The 22,924-nt window shown below is 66.9% G+C and carries 21 protein-coding genes, 1 tRNA gene and 1 other RNA gene; 10 read left to right on the top strand and 13 right to left on the bottom strand.

Translation table 11 applies throughout. From position 1 onward, the window contains the following. Positions 1–74: 74 nt before the first annotated feature. Positions 75–151 (bottom strand) — tRNA-His (locus tag C5F46_RS09655). 137 nt (positions 152–288) lie between these two features. Between C5F46_RS09655 and C5F46_RS09650 the strand changes: the two genes are divergently transcribed. After that, positions 289–501 carry a DUF6324 family protein gene (locus tag C5F46_RS09650; protein WP_107325150.1) on the top strand — a complete coding sequence of 71 codons (213 nt, stop codon included), beginning with the start codon at positions 289–291 and terminating at the stop codon, positions 499–501. Here the strand turns inward: C5F46_RS09650 and C5F46_RS09645 are convergent. After that, positions 479–943 carry an MmcB family DNA repair protein gene (locus C5F46_RS09645; RefSeq protein ID WP_107325149.1) on the bottom strand — a complete coding sequence of 155 codons (465 nt, stop codon included), beginning with the start codon at positions 941–943 and terminating at the stop codon, positions 479–481. The two genes, C5F46_RS09650 and C5F46_RS09645, sit on opposite strands and share 23 nt — an antisense overlap. A gap of 77 nt (positions 944–1,020) precedes the next feature. On the opposite strand from C5F46_RS09645, the gene ssrS reads away from it, so the two are divergent. After that, positions 1,021–1,177, top strand: a non-coding RNA gene (ssrS, locus tag C5F46_RS17370) — 6S RNA. A gap of 34 nt (positions 1,178–1,211) precedes the next feature. Here ssrS and C5F46_RS09640 read toward each other — a convergent pair. The 5 genes from C5F46_RS09640 to C5F46_RS09620 all read right to left on the bottom strand — a co-directional run bounded on the left by C5F46_RS09640 (position 1,212) and on the right by C5F46_RS09620 (position 4,358). Further along, positions 1,212–1,526, bottom strand: a complete 315-nt coding sequence (locus C5F46_RS09640; RefSeq protein WP_107325170.1) for a hypothetical protein — start codon at positions 1,524–1,526, stop codon at positions 1,212–1,214. 80 nt (positions 1,527–1,606) lie between these two features. Next, positions 1,607–2,092 (bottom strand): transcription antitermination factor NusB, encoded by a 486-nt coding sequence (nusB, locus tag C5F46_RS09635; protein WP_107325148.1) that lies wholly within the window; start codon positions 2,090–2,092, stop codon positions 1,607–1,609. After that, positions 2,089–2,640: a 6,7-dimethyl-8-ribityllumazine synthase gene (locus C5F46_RS09630; RefSeq protein ID WP_107325147.1), complete on the bottom strand. Its 552-nt coding sequence runs from the start codon at positions 2,638–2,640 to the stop codon at positions 2,089–2,091. The genes nusB and C5F46_RS09630 overlap by 4 nt, the downstream gene beginning before the upstream one ends. A 3-nt stretch (positions 2,641–2,643) precedes the next feature. After that, positions 2,644–3,762: a 3,4-dihydroxy-2-butanone-4-phosphate synthase gene (gene ribB, locus C5F46_RS09625; protein ID WP_107325146.1), complete on the bottom strand. Its 1,119-nt coding sequence runs from the start codon at positions 3,760–3,762 to the stop codon at positions 2,644–2,646. Continuing rightward, positions 3,759–4,358 (bottom strand): riboflavin synthase, encoded by a 600-nt coding sequence (locus C5F46_RS09620; protein WP_107325145.1) that lies wholly within the window; start codon positions 4,356–4,358, stop codon positions 3,759–3,761. Before C5F46_RS09620 ends, ribB begins: the two co-directional genes overlap by 4 nt. Positions 4,359–4,538: 180 nt before the next feature. On the opposite strand from C5F46_RS09620, the gene C5F46_RS09615 reads away from it, so the two are divergent. The 3 genes from C5F46_RS09615 (at position 4,539) to C5F46_RS09605 (ending at position 9,053) form a co-directional block, all read left to right on the top strand. Then, entirely contained in the window at positions 4,539–5,825 is a 1,287-nt protein-coding gene (locus C5F46_RS09615) for a capsule biosynthesis protein (protein WP_107325144.1), read from the top strand. A gap of 77 nt (positions 5,826–5,902) precedes the next feature. Then, positions 5,903–7,030 carry a polysaccharide biosynthesis/export family protein gene (locus C5F46_RS09610; RefSeq protein WP_235820138.1) on the top strand — a complete coding sequence of 376 codons (1,128 nt, stop codon included), beginning with the start codon at positions 5,903–5,905 and terminating at the stop codon, positions 7,028–7,030. Continuing rightward, positions 7,017–9,053 (top strand): capsular polysaccharide biosynthesis protein, encoded by a 2,037-nt coding sequence (locus tag C5F46_RS09605; protein ID WP_107325142.1) that lies wholly within the window; start codon positions 7,017–7,019, stop codon positions 9,051–9,053. Before C5F46_RS09610 ends, C5F46_RS09605 begins: the two co-directional genes overlap by 14 nt. On the opposite strand, the gene ribD is transcribed toward C5F46_RS09605, so the two are convergent. The 5 genes from ribD to C5F46_RS09580 all read right to left on the bottom strand — a co-directional run bounded on the left by ribD (position 9,050) and on the right by C5F46_RS09580 (position 16,376). Then, positions 9,050–10,141, bottom strand: coding sequence for a bifunctional diaminohydroxyphosphoribosylaminopyrimidine deaminase/5-amino-6-(5-phosphoribosylamino)uracil reductase RibD (gene ribD, locus C5F46_RS09600; RefSeq protein ID WP_107325141.1), 1,092 nt, complete (start codon positions 10,139–10,141; stop codon positions 9,050–9,052). The two genes, C5F46_RS09605 and ribD, sit on opposite strands and share 4 nt — an antisense overlap. After that, positions 10,138–10,605 carry a transcriptional regulator NrdR gene (gene nrdR, locus C5F46_RS09595; RefSeq protein WP_107325140.1) on the bottom strand — a complete coding sequence of 156 codons (468 nt, stop codon included), beginning with the start codon at positions 10,603–10,605 and terminating at the stop codon, positions 10,138–10,140. Before nrdR ends, ribD begins: the two co-directional genes overlap by 4 nt. A gap of 181 nt (positions 10,606–10,786) precedes the next feature. After that, positions 10,787–12,772, bottom strand: coding sequence for an RNA polymerase sigma factor RpoD (gene rpoD / locus C5F46_RS09590; RefSeq protein ID WP_107325139.1), 1,986 nt, complete (start codon positions 12,770–12,772; stop codon positions 10,787–10,789). Between the two features lie 121 nt (positions 12,773–12,893). Further along, positions 12,894–14,834, bottom strand: coding sequence for a DNA primase (gene dnaG, locus C5F46_RS09585; protein ID WP_107325138.1), 1,941 nt, complete (start codon positions 14,832–14,834; stop codon positions 12,894–12,896). Between the two features lie 111 nt (positions 14,835–14,945). Next, a complete protein-coding gene (locus C5F46_RS09580) occupies positions 14,946–16,376 on the bottom strand; it encodes a Glu/Leu/Phe/Val family dehydrogenase (RefSeq protein WP_107325137.1) in 1,431 nt (476 codons plus the stop codon). A gap of 202 nt (positions 16,377–16,578) precedes the next feature. On the opposite strand from C5F46_RS09580, the gene C5F46_RS09575 reads away from it, so the two are divergent. After that, a complete protein-coding gene (locus C5F46_RS09575; RefSeq protein WP_107325136.1) occupies positions 16,579–17,490 on the top strand; it encodes a pirin family protein in 912 nt (303 codons plus the stop codon). Between the two features lie 22 nt (positions 17,491–17,512). Here the strand turns inward: C5F46_RS09575 and C5F46_RS09570 are convergent, their stop codons facing one another. Continuing rightward, positions 17,513–18,100 (bottom strand): TetR family transcriptional regulator, encoded by a 588-nt coding sequence (locus C5F46_RS09570; RefSeq protein ID WP_107325135.1) that lies wholly within the window; start codon positions 18,098–18,100, stop codon positions 17,513–17,515. Between the two features lie 109 nt (positions 18,101–18,209). On the opposite strand from C5F46_RS09570, the gene C5F46_RS09565 reads away from it, so the two are divergent. From C5F46_RS09565 to recJ, 4 genes are all read left to right on the top strand, one after another. Beyond that, complete coding sequence (locus tag C5F46_RS09565; RefSeq protein WP_107325134.1) at positions 18,210–18,452, top strand: hypothetical protein; 243 nt, start codon at positions 18,210–18,212, stop codon at positions 18,450–18,452. A gap of 73 nt (positions 18,453–18,525) precedes the next feature. Next, positions 18,526–19,827, top strand: a complete 1,302-nt coding sequence (locus tag C5F46_RS09560) for a homoserine dehydrogenase (protein WP_107325133.1) — start codon at positions 18,526–18,528, stop codon at positions 19,825–19,827. A 159-nt stretch (positions 19,828–19,986) separates the two neighbouring features. Beyond that, positions 19,987–20,958 carry a class II fructose-bisphosphatase gene (gene glpX / locus C5F46_RS09555; RefSeq protein ID WP_107325132.1) on the top strand — a complete coding sequence of 324 codons (972 nt, stop codon included), beginning with the start codon at positions 19,987–19,989 and terminating at the stop codon, positions 20,956–20,958. A 96-nt stretch (positions 20,959–21,054) separates the two neighbouring features. Further along, positions 21,055–22,803: a single-stranded-DNA-specific exonuclease RecJ gene (recJ, locus tag C5F46_RS09550; protein WP_107325131.1), complete on the top strand. Its 1,749-nt coding sequence runs from the start codon at positions 21,055–21,057 to the stop codon at positions 22,801–22,803. The last annotated feature ends 121 nt before the right edge of the window (positions 22,804–22,924 follow it).

Raw genomic sequence — 22,924 nt, 5'->3', positions numbered from 1 at the left:
GCAAACCGATTGGCCAATGGCTGCCGCCGGCCAATTGGCGCCAAATTACATCTGCAGCATTTCAGGGGGATGAGTGGTACAGCTTCCCCGGCTCGAACGGGGGACCCCCAGATCCACAATCTGGTGCTCTAACCAACTGAGCTAAAGCTGCACTGCGCGCGATTTAGCGGCACAGCCGCCGGATTGCAAGACCCTAGTCACGCGCGCCGTGCCCTCGCGCAGCCCTTGCCGGGCGCGGGGTTTCAGGCTAACCGCGGGGTAGGCACAGTTCTGCCGCAGGGGGCCCCGATGGGAATCGACAAGGAAAGCGACATCGCCGCCAATCTTCAGATCGGGCCGACGACGCTCGGGATGGTGCGGCTTTACATCGAGGCCGAGGGCGTCGAACTGCCGCTCGACTTCGACCCCGAAGAGGCCGAGGAAATCGCCGAGGAATTGCTGGCCGCGGCCGCAGCCGCCCGCGCGATGACCGAAGCGCCTAAGTCCAACCCCCGGAAATAACCGCGCCAGGGTCGCGCAGCGCCGTCAGCCGCAGCGCGGCGGCGCGGGCAAAGCCCTGCGTCAGCGCGCGGCGGCGGGCGGGGAGCAGCCGGGTTTCCGGGGCCATCCGCAAAATCTCGGCGCCATAGCCATCGGCCAGGATCAGCCCGCTTTCGGCGGGCAACAGGTCGGTGGGGAAATCGGCGTCCACCGCCCAGAAGAACCTGTCACACCAGTCCAGATAGCCCTGCCATTTGCGGTCCGAGGTAAAATCGGCCCGACCGGATTTGCATTCGACAATCCAGATCTCGCCCTTCGGCCCCAGCGCCATCACATCACAGCGTAGCCCCGGCGCGGGCACCTGTTCGGTCAGCGGGGCGAAATTCAGCCCGACCAGCGCACGGCAGACACCCCGAGCCAGAATCTGGCCGGGCATCGGGGCTGGCTGCACAGGGCGGAACATGGCGCCATCATGAACGGATCAAGAACATCGCGCAAGCCTTGCCGAACGCCCCGCCCTGCCCTATCTGTTGATCAGGCGGGTTTCTGCTCCTCGCGTGTGCGGCACTTTTCCAGTGGCCGATAAGCAATTCCGAGGGAGCTGGCTCTGCCAGGGCCGTGGCCTTGGTATCTGGCGCCCACCTGGTGTAACCAGGCTCTCGGGAAAACACGCCGACACGGTCGCTGCGGTTCCCGCCGCCTTTTCCTTTGGATTTCTGGGTCTTGCCTATTTAGCGCCGGCTGCGCGCGGGCACCGGAACACGCACCAGTTCGGCGCGCACCACAGGTTCGGGCCGCTTGCGCCCACCGCCCGACCCGCCCTCGGGGTCAGCCATACGCATCACGGCAATGGCGAACTGTACCCCCGAAAACACGATGGCATTGCCCAGAACCAGCATCACCACGGCCAGCGCCCCACCATCGGTCGAGGTCACCAGATGCCAGAGGTTGGCCACGTTGAACCACAACAGCAGCGCGACGAAAGCGACCGCCAGCAGAAAGCCATAGGCGATATTGCGCAGATACAGGCGAACAAGCTCGGGCATGATGGACTCCGGTTGCATGCGATCAGTTTACAACCGTTCCAGAAAATTCCCAGAAGTTTCTGCAAAACCGCGCAAGGCGGTCAGAACGCCTCGGGGCGCACCTCGTGCGCCATGTGATCCAGCACGGCGTTTACGAATTTCGGCTCTTTGCCTTCGGGGAAAAAGGCGCGCGCCACATCGACATATTCGGTGATCACCACCTTGGGCGGGGTCGCGGTGTTCTGCAATTCGGCGCCCGCGGCGCGGAACAGCGCGCGCAACACCGGGTCGATCCGGTCTATCGGCCATTTCGCCACCAGCGCTCGGTCAGTCGCCTGGTCGATTCGGGCTTGCCACATCACCGCATCCTCAAGGATGCGGCGGAACAGGTCGGGGTCGCCCTCGGCCATTTCGTCGCCCTCGTAGACGGCGCCAAATCGGTGGGTTTCAAACTCGGCCCGCACCCGGTCCACGCCCTGACCTGCGGCCTCCATCTGAAACAGCGCCTGCACCGCATACAGCCGGGCGGCGGATTTCATCTGGCGGCGTTCTTCCAGCGAACGCTTGCGGGGGGTGTCGGTCGTCATGCCTGGGTCGTGTCCTTGTCAGTGGCCGCGATGCGGATCGCCTCGCCCGCGGGGCGAAAGCCGATGCCCTTGGTGCGGCCCGCCCATTTGCGGGAAAGCGCCACCAGATGCAAGGCCGCAGCCGCCGCACCGCCGCCCTTGTTCTGGCCTGCGGGATCGGCGCGCACATCGGCCTGGGGGCGGTTTTCAACGGTCAGGATGCCGTTGCCGATGCACACCCCCTCCAGCCCCATCAGTGCGATGGCGCGCGAACTGTCGTTGCAGACGGTGTCATAATGCGTCGTCTCGCCGCGGATCACGCAGCCCAGCGCAACGAACCCGTCATAATCGGCCATTCGTGCCGCCATGGCGATCGCGGTGGGAATTTCCAGCGCGCCAGGCACCTCGACCAGATCGGCCACCGCACCGGCCTGCGCGGCGACCGCGCGCGCGCCCGCCACCAGTTTGTCGGCGATGTCCTTGTAATAAGGCGCCACGACGATCAGCAGGCGCACCGGCTTGTCAAAGCCCGGCAGCGGCAGCGTGTAATGGGATTCGTTCGCGGCCATCAGTTAGCCCCTCGGGATCGGGCGGGTGCCGGCGATGGTCAGGCCATAGGCCTCAAGCCCCACCACCTTGGGCACCGCCGAGTTTGATACAAGGATCAGTTGCGACAGACCCAGTGCCGACAGAATCTGCGCCCCCAGCCCGTATTGCTTCAGCGTCTGCGGCGACACCTCGCCGGGCCGCGCCAGTTTCATGTGCGTGTCGCGCAGCAGCACCACCACGCCCCGCCCCGCCTCGGCAATGGCCCGCATCGCCGAAGGAAGATCGTCGGCGTGATCGGGTGTCAGCCCCAGCACATCGGTCATCGGGTCCAGCGAATGCATCCGCACCAGCACCGGCTCGGGCGTAGAGATATCGCCCTTGGTCAGAACGATATGTTCCGCGCCCTGGGTTTCATCGGTAAAGACGCGCATCGCCCATTGCCCGCCATGCACCGAAGTCACCGGGCGCTGCGCCGTTTCGTTGACCAGATTGTCATAGCGGCGGCGATAGGCGATCAGGTCGGAAATCGTGCCGATTTTCAGCCCGTGCTTTTGCGAAAACGCCACCAGATCGGGCAGCCGCGCCATGGTGCCGTCTTCGTTCATGATCTCGCAGATAACGCCCGAGGGGTTCAGCCCCGCCAGCCGCGCCACATCGACCGCCGCCTCGGTATGGCCGGCGCGCACCAGCACCCCGCCCTCGCGCGCGCGCAGCGGAAAAACGTGGCCGGGCGTGGCAATATCGGCCGCGCCCTTGGTCGGGTCGATCGCCACGGCGATGGTTCGCGCGCGGTCATGCGCCGAAATGCCGGTGGTCACACCTTCGCGCGCTTCGATCGACAGCGTGAAGGCGGTTTCATGACGCGAGGCGTTCTTGGCGCTCATCAGCGGCAGGCCCAGTGCGTCGATCCGCGCGCCCGGCAGCGACAGGCAGATCAGCCCGCGCCCGTGGGTCGCCATGAAATTGATCGCATTGGGCGTGGCCATCTGCGCGGGGATCACCAGATCACCTTCATTCTCGCGGTCCTCATGGTCCACCAGAATGAACATGCGCCCGTTGCGCGCATCTTCGATGATCTCTTCGATGGCCGAGATTGCGTCGCGGAAGTTTTCTTCCACAGGACCGGGGCTTTCGAACGTCATGCTTTCCACTCCGCAAGCCGCGCGACATAGCGCGCGAGCGTGTCGATCTCCAGGTTGACCTTGTCGCCCACGGCCGCCTGGCCCCAGGTGGTCACGGCTTTGGTATGGGGGATGATGTTGACGCCGAAGTCGCAGCCATCGACCTCATTCACCGTCAGCGAGGTGCCGTTCAGCGCGACCGAGCCCTTGGGCGCAATGAACCCGGCCAGATCGCGCGGCGCACGAAAGGTAAAGCGGGTGCTGTCGCCCTCATCCCGCATCGCCACGATTTCGGCCACGCCATCGACATGGCCCGACACTATATGCCCGCCCAGTTCGTCACCCACCCTCAGCGCGCGTTCCAGATTGATGCGCGCGCCCTCGGCCCAGCCGCCAATATTGGTCTTGCTGACCGTCTCGCCTGAAATCTGCACCTCGAACCAGCCCCGGGGGCCGTTGCCGGTGGCCACCACGGTCAGGCAGACACCGTCGCAGGCGATCGAGGCGCCGGTGTCGATGCCCGCCGGATCATAGGTGCAACCGATGCGCGCGCGCAGATCGCCCGTGCGGTCCAGCGCCAGAATCTCGCCCAGATCGGTGATGATGCCGGTAAACATGCCAAGCCCCCAGTTTTACCCGCCCTGCCTAGCCCGCGCGCGCCCCCATCGCAAGACCCCGGCGGGGCCGCCCGCAGTGCAAAGCGGCGCTGCCGCAAGTTTGCTTCGCAGCGCTGCCGCAAGATTGATCGTGACAGCCCCGCGCTTTGGCGCCAGAACGACGCCAGCCAAGACAGGACCATGATGACCGATCCCGCCAAACGGTGCTTTTTGTTGCTGCAAGGGCCGCATGGCCCCTTTTTCGGGCAACTGGGCAAGGCTCTGCGCGCCACGGGCGCAATGGTCTGGCGCGTCGGCTTCAATCAGGGCGACCGCATGTTCTGGCCCGATCCGGCCAACTACATCGGCTATCGCGGCAGCACAGCAGACTGGCCCGAGACCTGCCGCGCAATCCTGCGTGAGCGGGGCGTGACCGATCTGGTTGTCTATGGCGATACCCGACCGCTTCATGCCCAGGCAATCGCCGCGGCGCGGGCGGCGGGCGTGATCGTGCATGTGTTCGAGGAAGGTTATCTGCGGCCCTATTGGATCAGCTACGAACGCGGTGGGGCGAACGGCCATTCGCGGCTGATGACGATGGGCGTGGCGCAGATGCGCGCCGCCCTGCCCACCCCGGCCGAGACCCCGCCCGAGGCCCCGGCCCATTGGGGCGAGATGCGCCAGCACATCCTTTACGGCGCGCTTTACCATTTCTTTGTGCTGGCGCTGAACCGCGGCTATCCGGCGTTCCGGCCGCATCGCGACCTGATCGTGGCGCAAGAATTTCGGCTGTATCTGCGACGGCTGGCGCTGATGCCACTGCACACCGTGCATCACTGGCTGGCCAGTGCGCGCATCCGCCGCGGCGGCTTTCGGTTCCATCTGGTGCTGATGCAACTGGAACATGACGCCAGCTTTCGCGCACATTCACCCTTTGCCACGATGGCCGAGTTCATCGAGCTTTGCCTGTCGGGCTTTGCCGAAGGCGCGCCCGCCGATCATCATCTGGTGTTCAAGGCCCACCCGCTGGAAGATGGCCGCGCGCCGCTGCGCCGCACCATCGCGCGGCGGGCACAGGCCCACGGGCTGGCGGGGCGGGTGCATTTCGTGCGCGGCGGAAAGCTGGCGGGGCTGCTGGCGCGGGCCGACAGCGCCGTGACCGTGAATTCCACTGCCGCCCAGCAAGCGCTGTGGCGTGGGTTGCCGGTGCGCGCCTTTGGCCGCGCGGTCTATGCCAAGCCCGAATTCGTCTCGGACCAGCCGCTGCCCGCATTCTTCGCCGCCCTCCCCCGCCCGGATGCCGCCGCCTACCGCGCCTATCGCGCCTATCTGCTGGCCACCTCACAGGTGGCGGGCGGGTTTTACTCGGCCCGCGGGCGACGGCGGCTGTTGCGGCGACTGCCTGCGCTGATGCTGGCACCGACCGATCCCTACGATGCGCTGACCCCGTCCGAGGCCACAGCGCACCACTCGTCGCGGACGCCATGACGCGCTGGAATCATCGGGCGCGCTTTCGTATGGTCTGCCGCATTGTCCAGCCGATTCCCCGCACCAAGGAGCGCAGAGTGACCAGAACCGCTGTCCGAGCCGCGCGCGCGCTGACCCTTGTGGCGCTTGTCGCAGCCCTTGCGGCCTGCGGCCTGCCCCGGTCAGGCCCGCACAAGCGCGAACTGCTCGCGGCCTCGACGCGCGGCGAGGGAGCAGTGATCGCGGTGACCGATCGGGTCATCCGGGCCACCACCACGGTGCCCGGCCTTGGCTTTTCCTCGGCGTTTCGCGATGCCGGCGTGGTCGGCTCGGACGATATAAACCCCGGCGACGTGCTGGGCCTGACGATCTGGGAAAACGTCGATGACGGGCTGCTGGCCCAGCAGGGCACCAGCGCCACCCAACTGACAGAGATGCAGGTGGATGGTGCGGGCTATATCTTTGTGCCCTATGCCGGGCGCATCCGCGCCGCGGGCAATTCGCCCGAAGGTCTGCGCCGCATCATCACCGAAAAGCTGGCCGCCCAGCCCCCCGATCCGCAGGTGTCGGTCACTCGGCTGGCGGGCGACGGGTCAACCGTGTCGATCATGGGCACGATCGGCGCGCAGGGCGTCTACCCGATCGAGCGGCCCACGCGCACGCTGTCGGGCATTCTGGCCAAGGCGGGCGGCATCACCATTGCGCCCGAACTGGTGCGCGTCACCGTCAAACGTGCGGGTCGGGCCGAAACGATCTGGCTGCGCGACCTCTATGAAAACCCGGCGATGGACGTAGCGCTGCGCCCCGGCGACGTGATCTTGCTGGAACAAGATACCCGCGCCTTTACCGCGCTGGGGGCCACCGGCGCGCAGGCTCGCGTGCCCTTCACCGCCCCCACCCTCTCGGCGCTGGAGGCGATTGCAACTGTGGGCGGGCTGCAATCGAACCTCGCCGACCCCAAGGGCGTCTTCGTGCTGCGCAACGAACCCGCGCCGGTTGCCCGCGCCGTGCTGGGCCGGGCAGATCTGGCCAGCGATCAGCGCATCGCCTATGTGCTGGATCTGACCCAGCCCAACGGGCTGTTCATGGCGCGCGACTTCATGATCCGTGATGGCGACACGCTGTATGTCACAGAGGCGCCCTATGTGCAGTGGAGCAAGACGCTGGCCGCGCTGACCGGATCGCTTGGCACCGCCAGCTCGATCGACAGCCTTGCCGCAAAGTGAGGGGCAACCCGACCGGCGGCGGTTGTTCGTCTTCAACGGCGGCTTTCTGACCGGGCGCAGACTACGCCGCATCCTGACGCTGGCAGGCTATGATCTGCGCCTTGGCCTGCCGGAGCCGGGTGATCTGGTGGGCGTCTGGGGCCGCAGCCCGACCGCCGCGCGCGGCGAGGCGGTGGCGGCGCGCCGCGGCGCCGGTCTGCTGCGCATCGAGGATGCCTTCCTGCGCTCGGTCCATCCGGGGCGCCGCGGCGCGCCGCCGGCGGGCCTGCTGATCGACCCCGACGGCGTGCATTTCGACAGTGCCACCCCCTCGCGTGTCGAACGGATGCTGGCCACAGAGCCTCTGGACGATACATCCATTTTACAACGTGCTCGCGATGGAATCGCGCGCCTGAAGGCACTGGAATTATCTAAATACAACAATTTTGACCCAGAGCTTGCCGCACCACCGCCGGGCTATGTGCTGGTCATCGACCAGACCCTTGGCGATGCCTCGATCCGCCACGGCGCAGCAAGGCCCGCCACCTTCCGCGAGATGCTGGTGATCGCGCAAGAGGAAAACCCCGGTGCACGGGTGATCATCAAGGCGCACCCCGAAACGGTGCAGGGGCTGCGGGCCGGGCATTTCAGCGGCGCCGATGCGACCGGGCGCGTGACATTTCTGACCGATCCGATCTCTCCCTGGGCGCTGCTGGAGGGGGCGGTGGCGGTTTACACCGTCTCGTCGCAACTGGGGCTGGAGGCGATCCTTGCAGGCCACCGGCCGCGGGTCTTTGGCCAGCCCTTTTACGCCGGATGGGGCCTGACGCAGGATGAAAACCCGGTGCCACGCCGAAACCGCAGGCTGACGCGGGCGCAGCTTTTCGCGGTGTCGCATCTGCTGGCGCCCACATGGTACGACCCCTGCCGCGACCGGCTTTGCCGCTTTGAAGAGGCGGTGGATCAGATGGAGGCCGAAACCCGCGCCTTTCGCGAAGATCGCGCCGGGCATGTCGCCAGCGGAATGCGGCTGTGGAAACGGCCCGCGCTGCAACAGATGTTCGGTGCGCAGCGGCGCCTGATCTTTGCCGATCCGCCCGCCCGCGCCGCCACACGCGCCCGCGCCACCGGCCGCAGCCTGCTGATCTGGGCGGGCAAGGAACCCGCCGACTGGTCCGCCACCTGCGCTGACCTGCAGGTCCGCCGCGTCGAAGACGGCTTTCTGCGCTCGCGCGGTCTTGGTGCCGATCTGGTACCGCCGCTGTCGCTGGTGACCGACCGGCGGGGCATCTACTACGACCCCACGCGCCCCTCGGACCTTGAAACCCTGATCGCCGCCGCGCCCCCTCCCGGCGGCGCCTTGCGGGCCGAACGTCTGATGGCGCGGCTCACCGCGGCGCGACTGTCGAAATACAACCTTGCCGCCACGGCCCTGCCTGCCCTGCCCCAAGGGCACCGGATTCTGGTTCCCGGGCAGGTGGAGGATGATGCCTCGATCCGTCTGGGGGCACCACAAACTTACACAAATCAGACATTACTGGCGGAAACAAGGCGGCTAAATCCGGGTTCTATCATCATTTTCAAACCTCACCCCGATGTGGAGGCCAACCTGCGCCCCGGCGCGATTGATGCCGAGCAGGCATTGCGCCATGCCGACATGGTCGTGACCGGCGCCGACCCCGTCGCCCTGATCGAGGCGGTGGATGAGGTCTGGACACTGACCTCGCTGCTGGGCTTTGAGGCTTTGCTGCGCGGCAAGGCTGTGACCTGTCTGGGACTGCCTTTTTATGCCGGATGGGGGCTGACGCGCGACCTGTGCCCCGCCCCCGCGCGGCGGCAGGCGCGGCCAGCGCTGGTGCAACTGGCCCATGCCGCGCTGATCGCCTATCCGCGCTACATCGACCCGATCACGGGCCACCCTTGCCCGCCCGAAGTGGTGGTGGAGCGGCTCGCCACCGGCCAGATCCCGCGCCCCGGCCCCGGCAACCGCCTGCTGGCCAAGGCGCAAGGCGCACTGGCCAGCCTTGCGCCGCTGTGGCGTTAGATGCGCCGCCAGCGGTGCATCAGATCGGTGCCCACCGTCTGAACACTGACCAGTTGAAAGCGCGTGGCATCGGCCAGCCGGGTCAGGCCCAGCGGCCCGACCCCGGCCTGCGCATCGGCCCCCAAAGCCAGACCGGCGGTAAAGCCCACCATGTCTTGCACCATATCGGCGGCCAGAAGGCTGGCCGCCAACTGCCCGCCCCCTTCGCAAAACACCCGCGTCAGCCCGGCCTGCCCCAGCACCGACAGCAGCGCCAAAGGGGCAAGCCCGGCGCCGCTTTCGGCAACCTCAAAGGTTCTGGCGCCCCGGTTATGCCACCAATCCAGCGCCTCGGCGGGTGCGGCGGGCCCGTGCATCAGCCATAAGGGCGCCTCGGGGATCGACGCGGCAAGGGCGGCACGCGGCAGGTCGAGGCGCCGCGATGCCACGATCCGCACCGGCTGACGCACCGCGCCAAGGCCACGCACCGTCAGCAACGGGTCATCGGCGCGCGCCGTGCCCCCACCCACCAGCACCGCGTCATGGCAGGCGCGCAGGCCATGCACCCGCCGCCGCGCCTCGGGGCCAGTGATCCAGCGGCTTTCGCCGGTGGCGGTGGCAATGCGGCCGTCAAAACTGGTGGCCAGCTTCAGTGTCAGCATCGGGCGCCCGAGCCGCAGGCGGGACAGAAAACCGATCTGCTGCGCCTCGGCCTCGGCGGCCATCACGCCCTCGGTCACGACAACCCCGGCGGCGCGCAAGATCGCATGGCCCCGGCCCGACACGCGGGGGTCGGGGTCGGTCAGCGCGGTGACGACCCGCGCCACACCCGCCGCTACCAGTGCCTCGGCGCAGGGTGGGGTTTTACCGTGATGGGCGCAGGGTTCCAGCGTGACATAGGCGGTGGCGCCGCGCGCGGTCGCCCCGGCCTGCGCCAATGCGACAGGTTCGGCATGGGGCCGCCCACCCGGCTGCGTGAACCCGCGCCCGACGATCCGCCCCCCCTGCACGATCACGCAGCCCACCGCCGGATTGGGCCAGACATTACCCAAACCGCGCTGCGCCAGCGCCAGCGCCAGCGCCATAAAGCGGCGGTCGGTTTCGGTCACTCGGCCTCGCCAGGGTGGGGGCGCAGTTCAGAGACGAATTTGTCGAAATCGTCCGCCGCCTGGAAGTTCTTGTAAACGCTGGCAAAGCGCACATAGGCCACGGTGTCGATCCGCGCGAGCGTTTCCATCACGATGGCGCCGATGGTCTTTGACGGGATGTCGGTTTCACCCAGGGATTCCAACCGCCGCACGATGCCGGAAATCATCTGGTCAATGCGTTCGGGGTCGATCGGGCGTTTCTGCATGGCGATGCGGATCGAGCGTTCCAGCTTGTCACGGTCGAAATCCTCGCGCTTGCCCGAGGTCTTGATGACCACCAGATCGCGCAACTGGACCCGCTCATAGGTGGTAAATCGCCCGCCGCAGGCCGGGCAGAACCGGCGCCGCCGGATCGCCACATGGTCCTCGGCCGGGCGGCTGTCTTTCACCTGAGTATCGACATTTCCGCAAAACGGGCAGCGCATCGTCTTCCCCTTGTTCCTGATCTCGCAGGGGGCTGCGCCCCAATTTCCACAGGGACTATAGGATCGGGGCGAATGGTTGGGTAGCGTGAAGTTGGCGCCACCAGATACAGGGGGCGCTTCTGTGGCGCGGAAGACTCAGAGGCCGGGGCGGGTGCGCTGTGAAGGCGCACCCTGCGCGGGGTTATTGGTCGAGAAAGCTGCGCAACTTGCGCGAGCGCGAAGGGTGTTTCAACTTGCGCAGCGCCTTGGCCTCGATCTGGCGGATACGTTCGCGCGTGACGCTGAACTGCTGGCCCACCTCTTCCAGCGTGTGATCGGTGTTCATGCCGATGCCAAAGCGCATCCGCAACACGCGCTCTTCGCGGGGGGTAAGGCTGGCCAGAACCCGAGTCGTCGTTTCCTTCAGGTTCTCCTGGATCGCCGAATCCAGCGGCAGAACGGCGTTCTTGTCTTCGATGAAATCGCCAAGCTGGCTGTCTTCCTCGTCGCCAATGGGGGTTTCAAGGCTGATTGGCTCCTTGGCGATCTTCATCACCTTGCGGACCTTTTCCAGCGGCATCTGGAGTTTCTCGGCCAGTTCCTCGGGTGTCGGCTCGCGGCCGATTTCGTGCAGCATCTGCCGCCCGGTGCGCACCAGCTTGTTGATCGTCTCGATCATGTGCACCGGGATACGGATCGTGCGGGCCTGATCGGCGATCGAGCGCGTGATCGCCTGGCGGATCCACCAGGTCGCGTAGGTAGAGAACTTGTAACCGCGGCGGTATTCGAACTTGTCCACCGCCTTCATCAGGCCGATGTTGCCTTCCTGGATCAGGTCAAGGAATTGCAGGCCGCGATTGGTGTATTTCTTGGCGATCGAGATCACCAGCCGCAGGTTTGCCTCGACCATTTCCTTCTTGGCCTGCCGCGCCTCTTTCTCGCCCTTCTGGACCTGGTTCACGATGCGGCGAAATTCGGAAATGTCCACGCCCACATACTGGCCCACCTGCGCCATCTCGGCGCGCAGGTCTTCGACCTTGTCGCGGCTTTTCTCGATCAGCGCCTGCCAGCCGCGGCCCGATTTGGCCGCCATCCGGTCCAGCCATGCCGGGTCAAGCTCGTAGCCGCGGTATTCGTCGATGAATTCGCGCCGGTTGATGCGGGCGGCATCGGCCAGTTTCACCATGCCGCTGTCGATCGACATGATCTTGCGGTTGATGCCGTAAAGCTGGTCGATCAGCGCCTCGATGCGGTTGTTGTGCAGGTGCAGCTCGTTCACCAGCAGCACGATTTCCGAGCGCAGCTTCTGATAGGCCGCCTCATCGGTTTTCGAGAAGGTGCCGTCTTCGTTCAGCGTGGCCGACATCCGCAGATCCTGCATCTCGGCCAGCCTGGTATAGTCGCGCGCGATCAGCTCCAGCGTCTCCAGCACCTTGGGCTTGAGCGCGGCCTCCATCGCAGCCAGCGACATGTTGGTGCCTTCGTCGTCCTCATCCTCTTCCTCGATCCGGCTGATCGGGTTGCCGTCGGCATCCAGTTCAGGCTCGTCACTGGCAGCCTTCTTGGGCGCCGAGGCCACATCAAGCCCTTCAACCACCGGCTCGTCCAACTCGCCGTCCTCGTCCAGCGAACGGCCAAAGGTCGCCTCAAGGTCGATCACGTCGCGCAGCAGGATTTCTTCGCTCAGCAGTTCGTCACGCCAGATCGTGATCGCCTGGAAGGTCAGCGGGCTTTCGCACAGCCCCGCGATCATCGTGTTGCGGCCTGCCTCGATCCGTTTGGCGATGGCAATCTCGCCCTCGCGTGACAGCAACTCGACGCTGCCCATTTCGCGCAGATACATGCGCACCGGGTCGTCGGTGCGGTCGAGCGTCTCGCTGGTCGAGCTGGCCAGCGCCACCTCGCGCGAGGTCGATGCCTCGACCACCTCGCCGCCCGCCTCGCCATCTTCGGCCTCGTCGCTTTCGATGACGTTGATGCCCATTTCCGACAGCATCGACATCACGTCTTCGATCTGTTCCGACGAGGCCTGTTCCGGCGGCAATGCAGCGTTCAGCTGATCGTAGGTGATATAGCCGCGCTCGCGGGCTTCGGCGATCATGCGCTTGACGGCGGTCTGGCTCATGTCGAGCGTGTGGTCGGCGTCCTGGTCGTCCGGTTTGGCGTCGTCGGTATCTTTGGCGGCCATGAGGGCTCCTCGGGGATCGGGTCTGGGTCGTCAGATCAGTCGCGCGGCGTGCAGGGTCGAATCATGCCCGCCAGTGTTATCGAATCATGGAGGCGAATCACAGGGGGCCTTGCCACGACCGTCACGGCCGCTTCTTGCGCCACACCTCGCCGTCGATCAGGCTTTGCAGATGCGCCGAAAGCGCGGCCCGGTCTTCGCCCATGTCGGCCGTATCGGTCAGCTTGGACCGGTCCGCCTGATGGCAGGCCCGCGCGGCCTGCGACAGCCGCCAGGTCACGCCTTCATCGGCCAGTCCGCTCATATCCTCCATCGCTTCTTCAATTTCAGTGCGCACCGCCCGGCGGGCCGACAGCTTGGCCAGTTCCTCGGCCAGACACATGCGGGCGAATTCAACATCCGCCGTCGGATTCACCGGAGGCGCAATCCGGACATGGGGCAGCGCCATCACCTTTTCAAGCTGGGCGCCCGCCCCGGCAAGGATCGCTTTACCGATCGCCTCGGGGGCGTCATGGGCGTGCATCAGCATCACATGGCGCAGCGCGTCATGGTCAGGGTCGGTCAGGGCCACGGTTTCAAGCTGGCTTTCAAAGGTCGCAATGCAGACCGGATGCGCGGTGCAGATCGCTAGAATCATCGCCTCGCGCAGATGATCCTCCACGTCCGGCGCGGCGGCCGCCAGAAGCGAGGCCTTGGTCGCCTCCAGCGGCGGGGCGGGGGGCGGGGTCCATTTGCCGGTCCGATCACGGCTGCCGCCGCGCGCGGCGGCCTTGGGGCGGCGGGTGCCGAACAACTCCCACCGCAGCCGCTTGATTTCCTCACCATAATGGGTGCGGATCGACGGATCCTTGATCCGCCCGATCAGCGAGCGCAGGGTCTTGTCCAGCGCCGCCTTGCGTTCGGGGCTGTCGAAGTCGCGCCCCTCGGTCTCGCGCCGCCACAGCAGGTTGACCATCGGCTCGGCCGCCTCGATCACCCGCGCCATCGCCTGAGCGCCCTGCGCGCGGATCAGGTCGTCGGGGTCAAGCCCGGCCGGCATGACGGCAAACCGCAGGCCCTGCCCCGCCTCCAGCAGCGGCAGCGCCAGATCAATCACCCGCAGCGCCGCCCGCATGCCCGCCGCATCGCCATCAAGCGCAATCACCGGCTCGGGGTGGATGCGCCACATCATGCGCAACTGCTCTTCGGTCACGGCGGTGCCCAAGGGGGCCACCGCGCCGCCAAAGCCCGCCTCGACCAGCGCGATCACATCCATATAGCCTTCGGCCACGATCAGCGGCGCACCCTTGCCGCAGGCCTCACGTGCGGGGCCTGCATTGTAAAGGCTGCGTCCCTTGTCGAACAGTTCGGTTTCGGGGCTGTTGAGGTATTTGGCGGGCGCGTCCGGTGCCATCGCCCGCCCGCCCAGCGCGATGCAGCGCCCGCGCTGGTCGCGGATCGGGTAAATGATGCGGTCGCGAAAGCGGTCATAGGGCTCGCCCCCGCCCTCGGGCCGGGCGGCAAGGCCCGCATCCACGATCAGATCGGCGGCGATGCCGCGGGCGCGCAATGCGCCATACAGCCCCTGCCGATGACCCGGCGCAAAGCCGATTTCGAACCGCTCCTGCGCAGCGATCCCCAGCTTGCGCCGCGCAAGATAATCGCGCGCCGCCGCCCCGGCGGACGTGTTCAACTGCATCCGGTAATGCCGCACCGCCTCGTCCATCACGCGGGCGAGTTCGGTGCGGCGGTCGGCCTTTTGCGCGGCCTCGGGGTCGCGCGCGGGCATCTGCATTCCGGCCTCGCGGGCCAGCAGTTCTACCGCCTCCATGAAACCCATGTTCTCGGTTTCACGCAGAAAACTCAGCGCGTCGCCCTTGGCGTGGCAGCCAAAGCAGTAATAAAACCCCTTGCGGTCATCGACATGGAACGAGGCGCTTTTTTCCTGATGAAACGGGCACGGCGCCCAAAAGTCGCCCTTGCCTTGGTTCGACTTGCGCACATCCCAGACGACCTTGCGCCCGACCACCTGACTGATCGGGACGCGATTGCGCAGTTCATCAAGGAAGCCGGGGGGCAGACTCATAGCCCCTATATCGGCTGTCGCAGCCACACCAATCAAGCCCGCCGATGAACCCCCGGCAGAAAATCTGCCCGGTCTTGGGCGGCCAGACCCGCGCGGGATCAGCGGGCCGCCCTACAACCCCTTGGACTGATAGCTTTTCGCCACCCGGTCGATCGCCACAATATAGGCCGCCATGCGCAGGTCGGGCACATCGGGGCGGCCCAGCCAGGTTTCGCGCATCGACTGGTAGGCGGTGCGCATCGTGTCATCCAACCCCGAGCGGACCAGCTCCAGCTCGTCCGAGCCGCGCAGGAACCGATCCTTGAAATCGGGCGACAGCGTCCAGCCAAGACCTCGGTCGGCCGACAGCCGTTCCAGTTCATCGACCAGCAGGCGGTTGCGCGCTTCTTCGGCGCGGCGCTGCATCCGGCCAAAGCGGATATGCGACAGGTTCTTGACCCATTCGAAATAGGACACCGTCACCCCACCCGCATTGGCATACAGATCGGGGATGATGATCGTGCCCTTTTCGCGCAAGATCGCATCGGCCCCCGCCGTCAGCGGCCCGTTGGCCGCCTCGATGATCAGCGGCGCGCGGATGCGCCCGGCATTGCCCTGATGGATCACCCCTTCCAGCGCCGCGGGTATCAGGATGTCGCAATCGGCCTCCAGCATCCGCACGCCCTCGGCCTCGTAACGGCCCAGCGGGCAATCCTTGACCCCGCCGGTGCGGCGCACCCAATCCTGCACAAAGGCCACATCCAGCCCGCCGTCGTGCCACAGCGCCCCGTCACGCTCGACGATGCCCACGATCTTTGCGCCGTCCTCCTCGGCCAGAAAGCGCGCGGCGTGGCTGCCCACATTGCCCAGCCCCTGCACCACGACCCGCTTGCCCTCCAGCCCGCCCGCAAGCCCGGCCCGCGCCACATCCTCGGGGTGGCGGAAAAATTCGCGCAGCGCATATTGCACCCCGCGCCCCGTCGCCTCGACCCGGCCCTGAATCCCGCCGGAATTCAACGGCTTGCCGGTTACGCAGGCGCGGGCGTTGATGTCGGTGGTGTGCATCCGGCTGTATTGGTCCACGATCCAGGCCATCTCGCGCTCGCCGGTGCCCATGTCAGGGGCTGGCACGTTCTGGGCCGGGCTGATCAGGTTGCGCTTGATCAGTTCATAGGCAAAGCGGCGGGTGATCTGTTCCAGCTCATGCGTTTCCCAGGCGCGGGGGTCGATGCACAGCCCCCCTTTCGAGCCGCCGAATGGCGCCTCGACCAGCGCGCATTTATAGGTCATCAGCGCCGCCAGCGCCTCGACCTCGTCCTGATCGACGGCCATGGCATAGCGGATGCCGCCCTTGACCGGCTCCATATGTTCGGAATGAACCGACCGATAGCCGGTGAACGTCTCGATCTTGCCACGCAGCCGCACACCAAAGCGCACCGTATAGGTGGAGTTGCAGACCTTGATCTTTTGCACCAGCCCCGGCGGCAGATCCATCACCGCAACGGCCCGGTCAAACATCAGATCTACCGACTGGCGAAAGCTGGGTTCGGCTGCTGGATGCATCGCATATCTCCTCTTGGCCCGGCCCGGCGGCGAGCTTGACCAACTCCAGCCTAGTGGCAATCTTTTGCGTCGGCTACCGCGATTGCGTTGCCATGTCGGGGGCTTGTGCGGGCGGGCACAGGGGCTGTGCCAGCGAGGTTCTGGGCGAACAGGGCACGGCACCCTAAGTGAGACTCACGAACCCGCTTGGAAAGGTCAGGCCATGTCGATCCGCCCTGTTCTGGAAGCTCGCACCGCCCGCCCGACGATGGAGGGCGCCGGTGTGCATCTGCATCGCGCCTTTGGCTTTGTCGATCCGTCGGAACTTGACCCGTTCCTGATGTTCGATGACTTTCGGGGCGACCACCCGTCCGACTATCAGGCAGGCTTTCCCTGGCACCCGCACCGCGGGATCGAGACGATCACCTATGTTCTGGCGGGCGCGGTGGCGCATGGCGACAGCCTAGGCAACACCGGCACGCTGGGCGCGGGCGATGTGCAATGGATGACCGCGGGCCGCGGCATCCTGCATCAGGAAATGCCCCGGGGCAACGCGGCGGGTCAGATGCACGGATTTCAGCTGTGGGCCAATCTGCCGTCGCCGCTGAAGATGACCGCGCCGCGCTATCAGGATGTGCGCGGCACCGATATCCCCGAAGTGACCGACGATGACGGCACCCGCGTCAAGGTGATCGTGGGCAGCTTCTGGGGCCGCACCGGCCCGGTCGATGGCATCGCCGCCGACCCGCAATATCTTGACATCTTCGTGCCCGCGGGGGTGAGGAAACGCTTCAAGGTAGACACTTACCGCCGCGCCTTTGCCTATGTGTTCGAGGGGGCTGCGGCCTTTGCAGATGCCTCGGCGCCGCAGGGGGTGCTGCTGGAAAAGGAAGTGATGGGCGCAGAGGTCAACATCCGCGACCTGTCGGGCAACCGGACGCTGGTGCGGTTCGGCACCGGCAACGAAATCGTGGTCAAGGCGGGCGAACAGGGGGTGCGGTTCCTCTTGATCTCGGGCGCGCCGATCGAGGAGCCGGTGGCCTGGCACGGTCCGATCGTGATGAACACGCAGGCCGAATTGCGGCAGGCGATGGCCGAGTTGCGCAACGGCACCTTCATCCGCCCCGCGCATTGACCAAGGGGGAAATAGCCCGGCGTCAGGCCGCCACGGCCTTGCGCGCCATGTCCCAGTAAATTTCTTCCACCGTGTCGCGGCTCAGCCGCCCGCCCTCGCGGAACCAGGTGTTTACCCCGGTCAGCATGGCGATGATGGCCAGCGTGGCCAGTTTGGTATCGGGCAGCGCAAAGACGCCCTCGGCCTGCCCGGCCTTCAGGATCGCCTCAAGTTCGTTTTCATAGGACCGCCGCAACGCCTCGATCTGCGCGAAATTCTCGGGGCCAAGGTTGCGCAGTTCCATGTAGGACAGGAACACCACCTCGGCACGGTCGAGATGAAAGCGGATGTGAAAGCGCACGAATCGTTCCAGCCGGGCCAGCGCGCCGCCGCCCCGCGGCTGGGCGGCCCAGGCCGCCAGCAGGTCATCCATATGCCCCTTGAGCAGATCGACCAGCAGGCTTTCCTTGTCGGCGGTGTAAAGATACAGCGCGCCGGCCTGCACCCCCACCGCCGCCGCGATCTGGCGCATCGACACGGCGGCAAAACCGTGGCGTGCGAACAGGCGCTGCGCCTCGGCGCGGATGCGCGGGCCGGTGATATCGGAATGAGAGCCGGTCTTGCGTGCCATTCGGGCAAGTTATCTGAACGAATGTTCATTATCAAACCGAACCTGCCCCGGCGCGCGCGGCGTTCGGCGCCCCTTGTCCTTGCCCCCTGCCCGGCCCTATCGTGGCGCCATGACATGCCGCACCCGCCCGCCCCGGTTCTGGTTCCTGCTGCCGCTGGCGGCGCTGACGCTGACGGCCTGTCAGGGCTGGCCCGGCGCGGATGCGGCGCGCAATACGCCCTATCCGGTGCTGTTGCCTCTGGAACAGGTGCTGGCCGAGACCACAACCCCGCCCGACCCGGCGCCTGCGCTGAACGCGCGCGCCGCAGCCCTGCGCGCCCGCGCCGCAACCCTGCGCGCCGCCACGCCCTGAGGCGCCGGGCTGCGTTGCAAGCCCCGGCTGAAGGCGCTAACAGGGCACAGCATCCAAAGCACAGGAGTTTGCCATGCCCACCCCGCCGCGCGCCGCCGCCTTGCGTCTTGGCATTGCCGGCCTTGGCACCGTGGGCATCGGCGTGGTCAAGATCGTGCAGCGCCATGCCACGCTGCTGGAGTCGCGCTGCGGTCGCCCGGTCGAGATCGTGGCGGTGTCGGCCCGCGACCGCACGAAAAACCGCGACGCTGACCTGTCGGGCTATGCCTGGGAAGACGACCCCGTGGCGCTGGCGCGGCGGGGCGATGTGGATGTGTTCGTCGAACTGATGGGCGGCCACGAGGGCGCGGCCAAGGCCGCGCTGGAGGCCGCGATCGCGGGCGGCAAGGATGTGGTCACCGCCAACAAGGCGCTGCTGGCCCATCATGGGCAGGCACTGGCCGAAGCCGCCGAGGCCGCGGGCCGCGTGATCCGGTTCGAGGCGGCGGTGGCGGGCGGCATCCCGGTGATCAAGACGCTGACCGAGGGGCTGGCGGGCAATGCCATGCGCCGGGTGATGGGCGTGATGAACGGCACCTGCAACTATATCCTGACCCGGATGGACAGTGCGGGCCTGCCCTATGATGCGGTGTTCGAGGAAGCGCGCCAATTGGGCTATCTGGAGGCAGACCCCAACCTTGACGTGGGCGGCATCGACGCAGGCCACAAGCTGAGTCTGCTGGCCGCCATCGCCTTCGGCACCCGCGTCAGCTTTGACGCGGTGGAACTGGAAGGCATCGGTCGCATTTCGATCGACGATATCCGCCGCGCCGGTGACATGGGCTACAAGATCAAGCTGCTGGGCGTGGCCCAGATGACCGGCCGCGGACTGGAACAGCGCATGACGCCCTGCCTTGTGCCCGCCGACAGCCCCTTGGGCCAGTTGCAGGGCGGCACCAACATGGTGGTGCTGGAAGGCGACAGCGTGGGTCAGATCGTGCTGCGCGGCCCCGGCGCGGGCGAAGGCCCGACCGCCAGCGCAGTCATGTCGGACGTGATCGAGATCGCCCGCGGCTGCCGCCTGCCCACCTTCGGCCAGCCCGCCGCCAGCCTTGCCGATCCGATCCCGGCACGGGCCAATTCGCCGGCGCCCTATTACCTGCGGCTGGAGCTGATCGACAAACCCGGCGCGCTGGCCAAGGTGGCCACGGTTCTGGGCGAGGCCGGCATCTCGATTTCGCGGATGCGCCAGTATGGGCATGACGATGCAAGCGCCCCGGTGCTGATCGTCACCCACAAGACGACGCGCGACGCGGTAGACCATGCGATTTCCTGCCTGCCCGCCACCGGCGTGGTCGCAGGCGAGCCGGTGGCGATCCGCATTGAGGCGGTCTGAGCCCGCGGCCTGTCTGATGCGGGACAGATCATCAAAGCTGTTCGGCCCGGCAACCCTGCCCCTGCGGCAGGCCCGCTGCCGTTAGCGCTCTCGTCCTTGCCCCGGCACGGTTCAAGCGGCTAGATGACCCGAACAGGCCCATCATTGCAGGACGATCCCATGCCCCATACCCTTGATTTCAACGACCGGATGCTTTCGCTGGGGCTCGCGCGCGTGTCTGAAAAGGCCGCCCATGCCTCGGCCCGGCTGATCGGGCGCGGCGATGAAAAAGCCGCCGATCAGGCCGCCGTCAACGCCATGCGCGAAGAGCTGAACCGGCTCGACATCAAGGGCGTGGTGGTGATCGGCGAGGGCGAGCGCGACGAGGCGCCGATGTTGTTTATCGGCGAAGAGGTCGGCACGGGCGATGGTCCCGAGGTGGACATCGCGCTTGATCCGCTGGAAGGCACCACGCTGACCGCCAAAGACATGCCCAACGCGCTGACCGTGATCGCCATGGCGCCGCGCGGCACGCTGCTGCACGCGCCCGATGTCTATATGGAAAAGCTCGCCATCGGGCCGGGCTACCCCAAGGATATCGTCAGCCTCGACATGACCCCCGCCGAACGGGTGCACGCGCTGGCCAAGGCCCGCGGCGTGACCTGCGAAGACATCACCTGCTGCGTGCTGGAACGCCCCCGGCACGAAGACCTGATCGCCGAAATCCGCGATACCGGCGCCTCGATCCGGCTGATCACCGATGGCGATGTGGCCGGTGTCATTCATTGCGCGGAATCCGAAATCACCGGGATCGACATGTATATGGGCTCGGGCGGCGCGCCCGAAGGGGTGCTGGCGGCCTCGGCACTGAAATGCATGGGGGGGCAGATGTGGGGCAAACTGCTGTTCCGCAACGATGACGAACGCGCCCGCGCGGCCAAGGCCGGCATTACCGACCTCAACCGCATCTATGCGCGCGACGACATGGTGACGCGCGACGTGATCTTTGCCGCGACCGGCGTCACCAATGGCTCGATCGTGCAAGGGGTCAAACGTGAACCCGGCTATCTGACCACCGAAACGCTGCTGATGCGGTCAAAGACCGGCTCGGTCCGGCGGATGATCTATCGCAACCCGACCCACCGCCGCTAACACCCCGCCGGCCCCGACGGGGGCCCGCAAGGGCAGACCGTCGGGAATCGGCGGCCGCCTCTGGCCAGCCGCGCCGAAATCCGTCATGGGAGAGGCATGACCGCCAAAGCCTTCCTTGATGTCGAAACCTCTGCCACCGGCCGCCGCTGGGTAGGCCCCGATGCGCAGTCCGACCGGCTGGCCGAGGCGATGGTGCAGCAAACCCGCCTGCCGCTGCCCCTGGCCCGCGTTCTGGTCGCCCGCGGCGTCGCGCCAGACGAGGCCGCGCGGTTTCTGGAACCGCAACTGCGCGACCTGCTGCCCGACCCGCACCGCCTGAAAGACATGGCCGCCGCCGCAGCGCGGTTTCTGCGCGCGGTCAAGGCGCGCGAGCCGATCGCCATTTTCGCCGATTACGACGTGGACGGTGGCGCCTCGGCGGCGCTGATGATCTGCTGGCTGCGCGCGATGGGCAGGCCTGCCACGCTTTATATTCCCGACCGGATCGACGAGGGCTATGGCCCCAATATCCCCGCCATGGCCGACCTGGCGCGCACGCACAGGCTGATTGCCTGCGTCGATTGCGGCACGCTGAGCCACGAACCGATCGCCGCCGCACAGGGCGCCGATGTGATCGTGCTCGACCACCATCTGGGCGGCGAAACCCTGCCCCCCGCGCTGGCCGTTGTAAACCCCAACCGGCAGGACGAAGACGGCAGCCTTGGCCACCTGTGCGCCGCCTCGGTCGTGTTCCTGATGCTGGTCGAAGCGAACCGGCAGTTGCGCGCCGAGGGGGTGGCCGGCCCCGACCTGGTGGCAATGCTTGATCTGGTGGCGCTGGCCACGGTGGCCGATGTGGCGCCGCTGATCGGGGTCAACCGCGCGCTGGTGCGGCAGGGGCTGAAGGTGATGGCCCGGCGCGAACGGCCCGGCCTTGTGGCGCTGGCCGATGTGGCGCGACTGGATCAGGCGCCCAACACCTACCATCTGGGCTTTCTGCTTGGCCCACGGGTGAATGCCGGCGGGCGGATCGGCGCCGCCGATCTGGGCGCGCGGCTGCTGGCCACCGAAGATGCCGCCGAGGCCGCGGCACTGGCCGAGCGGCTGGATGCGCTGAACACCGAGCGGCGCGAGATTGAAAACCGCGTCCGCGATGCGGCGCTGGCACAGGCCGAGGCGCGGGGGCTGGAGGCGCCTCTGGTCTGGGCCGCAGGCGCGGGCTGGCACCCCGGCGTCGTGGGCATCGTGGCCGCACGCCTGAAAGAGGCCACCAACCGCCCCGCCGTGGTGATCGGTCTGGAGGGCGGCGTAGGCAAGGGCTCGGGCCGGTCGGTATCGGGCGTCGATCTGGGCGCGGCGGTGCAGCGTCTGGCCGCCGAAGGGCTGCTGTTGAAGGGCGGCGGCCACCGCATGGCTGCGGGGCTGAGCGTTGCCGAAGACCGGCTGGAGGCAGCGATGGCGCGGCTGTCAGACCTGCTGGCACGTCAGGGCGCCGGTGTCGCAGGTCCGCGCGACCTGCGGCTGGACGGCCTGTTGATGCCCGCCGCCGCCACGCCCGCGCTGGTGGATGACATCGACAAGGCCGGCCCCTTTGGCCAGGGCGCCCCCGCCCCCCGCTTTGCCTTTGCCGCGATGGAAGTGACCGCCCCGCGCCGGATTGGCGAAAGCCATCTGCGCTTCAGCTTTGGCGACGGGATCGGCCCGCGGATTGACGCGGTGGCCTTTGGCGCCTTCGACGGCCCGCTGGGCGCCCTGCTGGCCACCCCCGGCGCCGGGCGGTTCCATCTGGCCGGGCGGCTGGAGATCAACACCTGGGGCGGCCGATCCAAGCTGCAACTGCGCCTGGAAGACGCGGCAAGAGCCTGAAATTTCTTGAGCTTCCGGGCCACGCACAAAGTTTCGCAAAATCGCAAAATCCCTCTTGCGAGTCATCGCCCGCTGGCCTAAACACCGCCCACGCAACGCGAAGCGGCTCAAATCGCCAAAG

Origin of the sequence: Phaeovulum veldkampii DSM 11550 (assembly GCF_003034995.1) — a bacterium.
Lineage (GTDB): Bacteria > Pseudomonadota > Alphaproteobacteria > Rhodobacterales > Rhodobacteraceae > Phaeovulum > Phaeovulum veldkampii.
The sequence above is the reverse complement of the archived record's forward strand: the minus strand, read 5'-3'. Positions and strand labels throughout refer to the sequence as shown.

Excerpts from the sequence above, each read along its gene's own strand:
- C5F46_RS09645 (WP_107325149.1), bottom strand. The coding sequence starts at position 943 with ATGTTCCGCCCTGTGCAGCCAGCCCCGATGCCCGGCCAGATTCTGGCT.
- C5F46_RS09615 (WP_107325144.1), top strand. The coding sequence starts at position 4,539 with ATGATGACCGATCCCGCCAAACGGTGCTTTTTGTTGCTGCAAGGGCCG.
- nusB (WP_107325148.1), bottom strand. The coding sequence starts at position 2,092 with ATGACGACCGACACCCCCCGCAAGCGTTCGCTGGAAGAACGCCGCCAG.
- C5F46_RS09640 (WP_107325170.1), bottom strand. The coding sequence starts at position 1,526 with ATGCCCGAGCTTGTTCGCCTGTATCTGCGCAATATCGCCTATGGCTTT.
- C5F46_RS09620 (WP_107325145.1), bottom strand. The coding sequence starts at position 4,358 with ATGTTTACCGGCATCATCACCGATCTGGGCGAGATTCTGGCGCTGGAC.
- rpoD (WP_107325139.1), bottom strand. The coding sequence starts at position 12,772 with ATGGCCGCCAAAGATACCGACGACGCCAAACCGGACGACCAGGACGCC.
- glpX (WP_107325132.1), top strand. The coding sequence starts at position 19,987 with ATGCCCCATACCCTTGATTTCAACGACCGGATGCTTTCGCTGGGGCTC.
- ribB (WP_107325146.1), bottom strand. The coding sequence starts at position 3,762 with ATGACGTTCGAAAGCCCCGGTCCTGTGGAAGAAAACTTCCGCGACGCA.
- C5F46_RS09570 (WP_107325135.1), bottom strand. The coding sequence starts at position 18,100 with ATGGCACGCAAGACCGGCTCTCATTCCGATATCACCGGCCCGCGCATC.
- recJ (WP_107325131.1), top strand. The coding sequence starts at position 21,055 with ATGACCGCCAAAGCCTTCCTTGATGTCGAAACCTCTGCCACCGGCCGC.
- C5F46_RS09580 (WP_107325137.1), bottom strand. The coding sequence starts at position 16,376 with ATGCATCCAGCAGCCGAACCCAGCTTTCGCCAGTCGGTAGATCTGATG.
- nrdR (WP_107325140.1), bottom strand. The coding sequence starts at position 10,605 with ATGCGCTGCCCGTTTTGCGGAAATGTCGATACTCAGGTGAAAGACAGC.
- C5F46_RS09575 (WP_107325136.1), top strand. The coding sequence starts at position 16,579 with ATGTCGATCCGCCCTGTTCTGGAAGCTCGCACCGCCCGCCCGACGATG.
- C5F46_RS09560 (WP_107325133.1), top strand. The coding sequence starts at position 18,526 with ATGCCCACCCCGCCGCGCGCCGCCGCCTTGCGTCTTGGCATTGCCGGC.
- dnaG (WP_107325138.1), bottom strand. The coding sequence starts at position 14,834 with ATGAGTCTGCCCCCCGGCTTCCTTGATGAACTGCGCAATCGCGTCCCG.
- C5F46_RS09565 (WP_107325134.1), top strand. The coding sequence starts at position 18,210 with ATGACATGCCGCACCCGCCCGCCCCGGTTCTGGTTCCTGCTGCCGCTG.
- C5F46_RS09630 (WP_107325147.1), bottom strand. The coding sequence starts at position 2,640 with ATGGCCGCGAACGAATCCCATTACACGCTGCCGCTGCCGGGCTTTGAC.
- C5F46_RS09650 (WP_107325150.1), top strand. The coding sequence starts at position 289 with ATGGGAATCGACAAGGAAAGCGACATCGCCGCCAATCTTCAGATCGGG.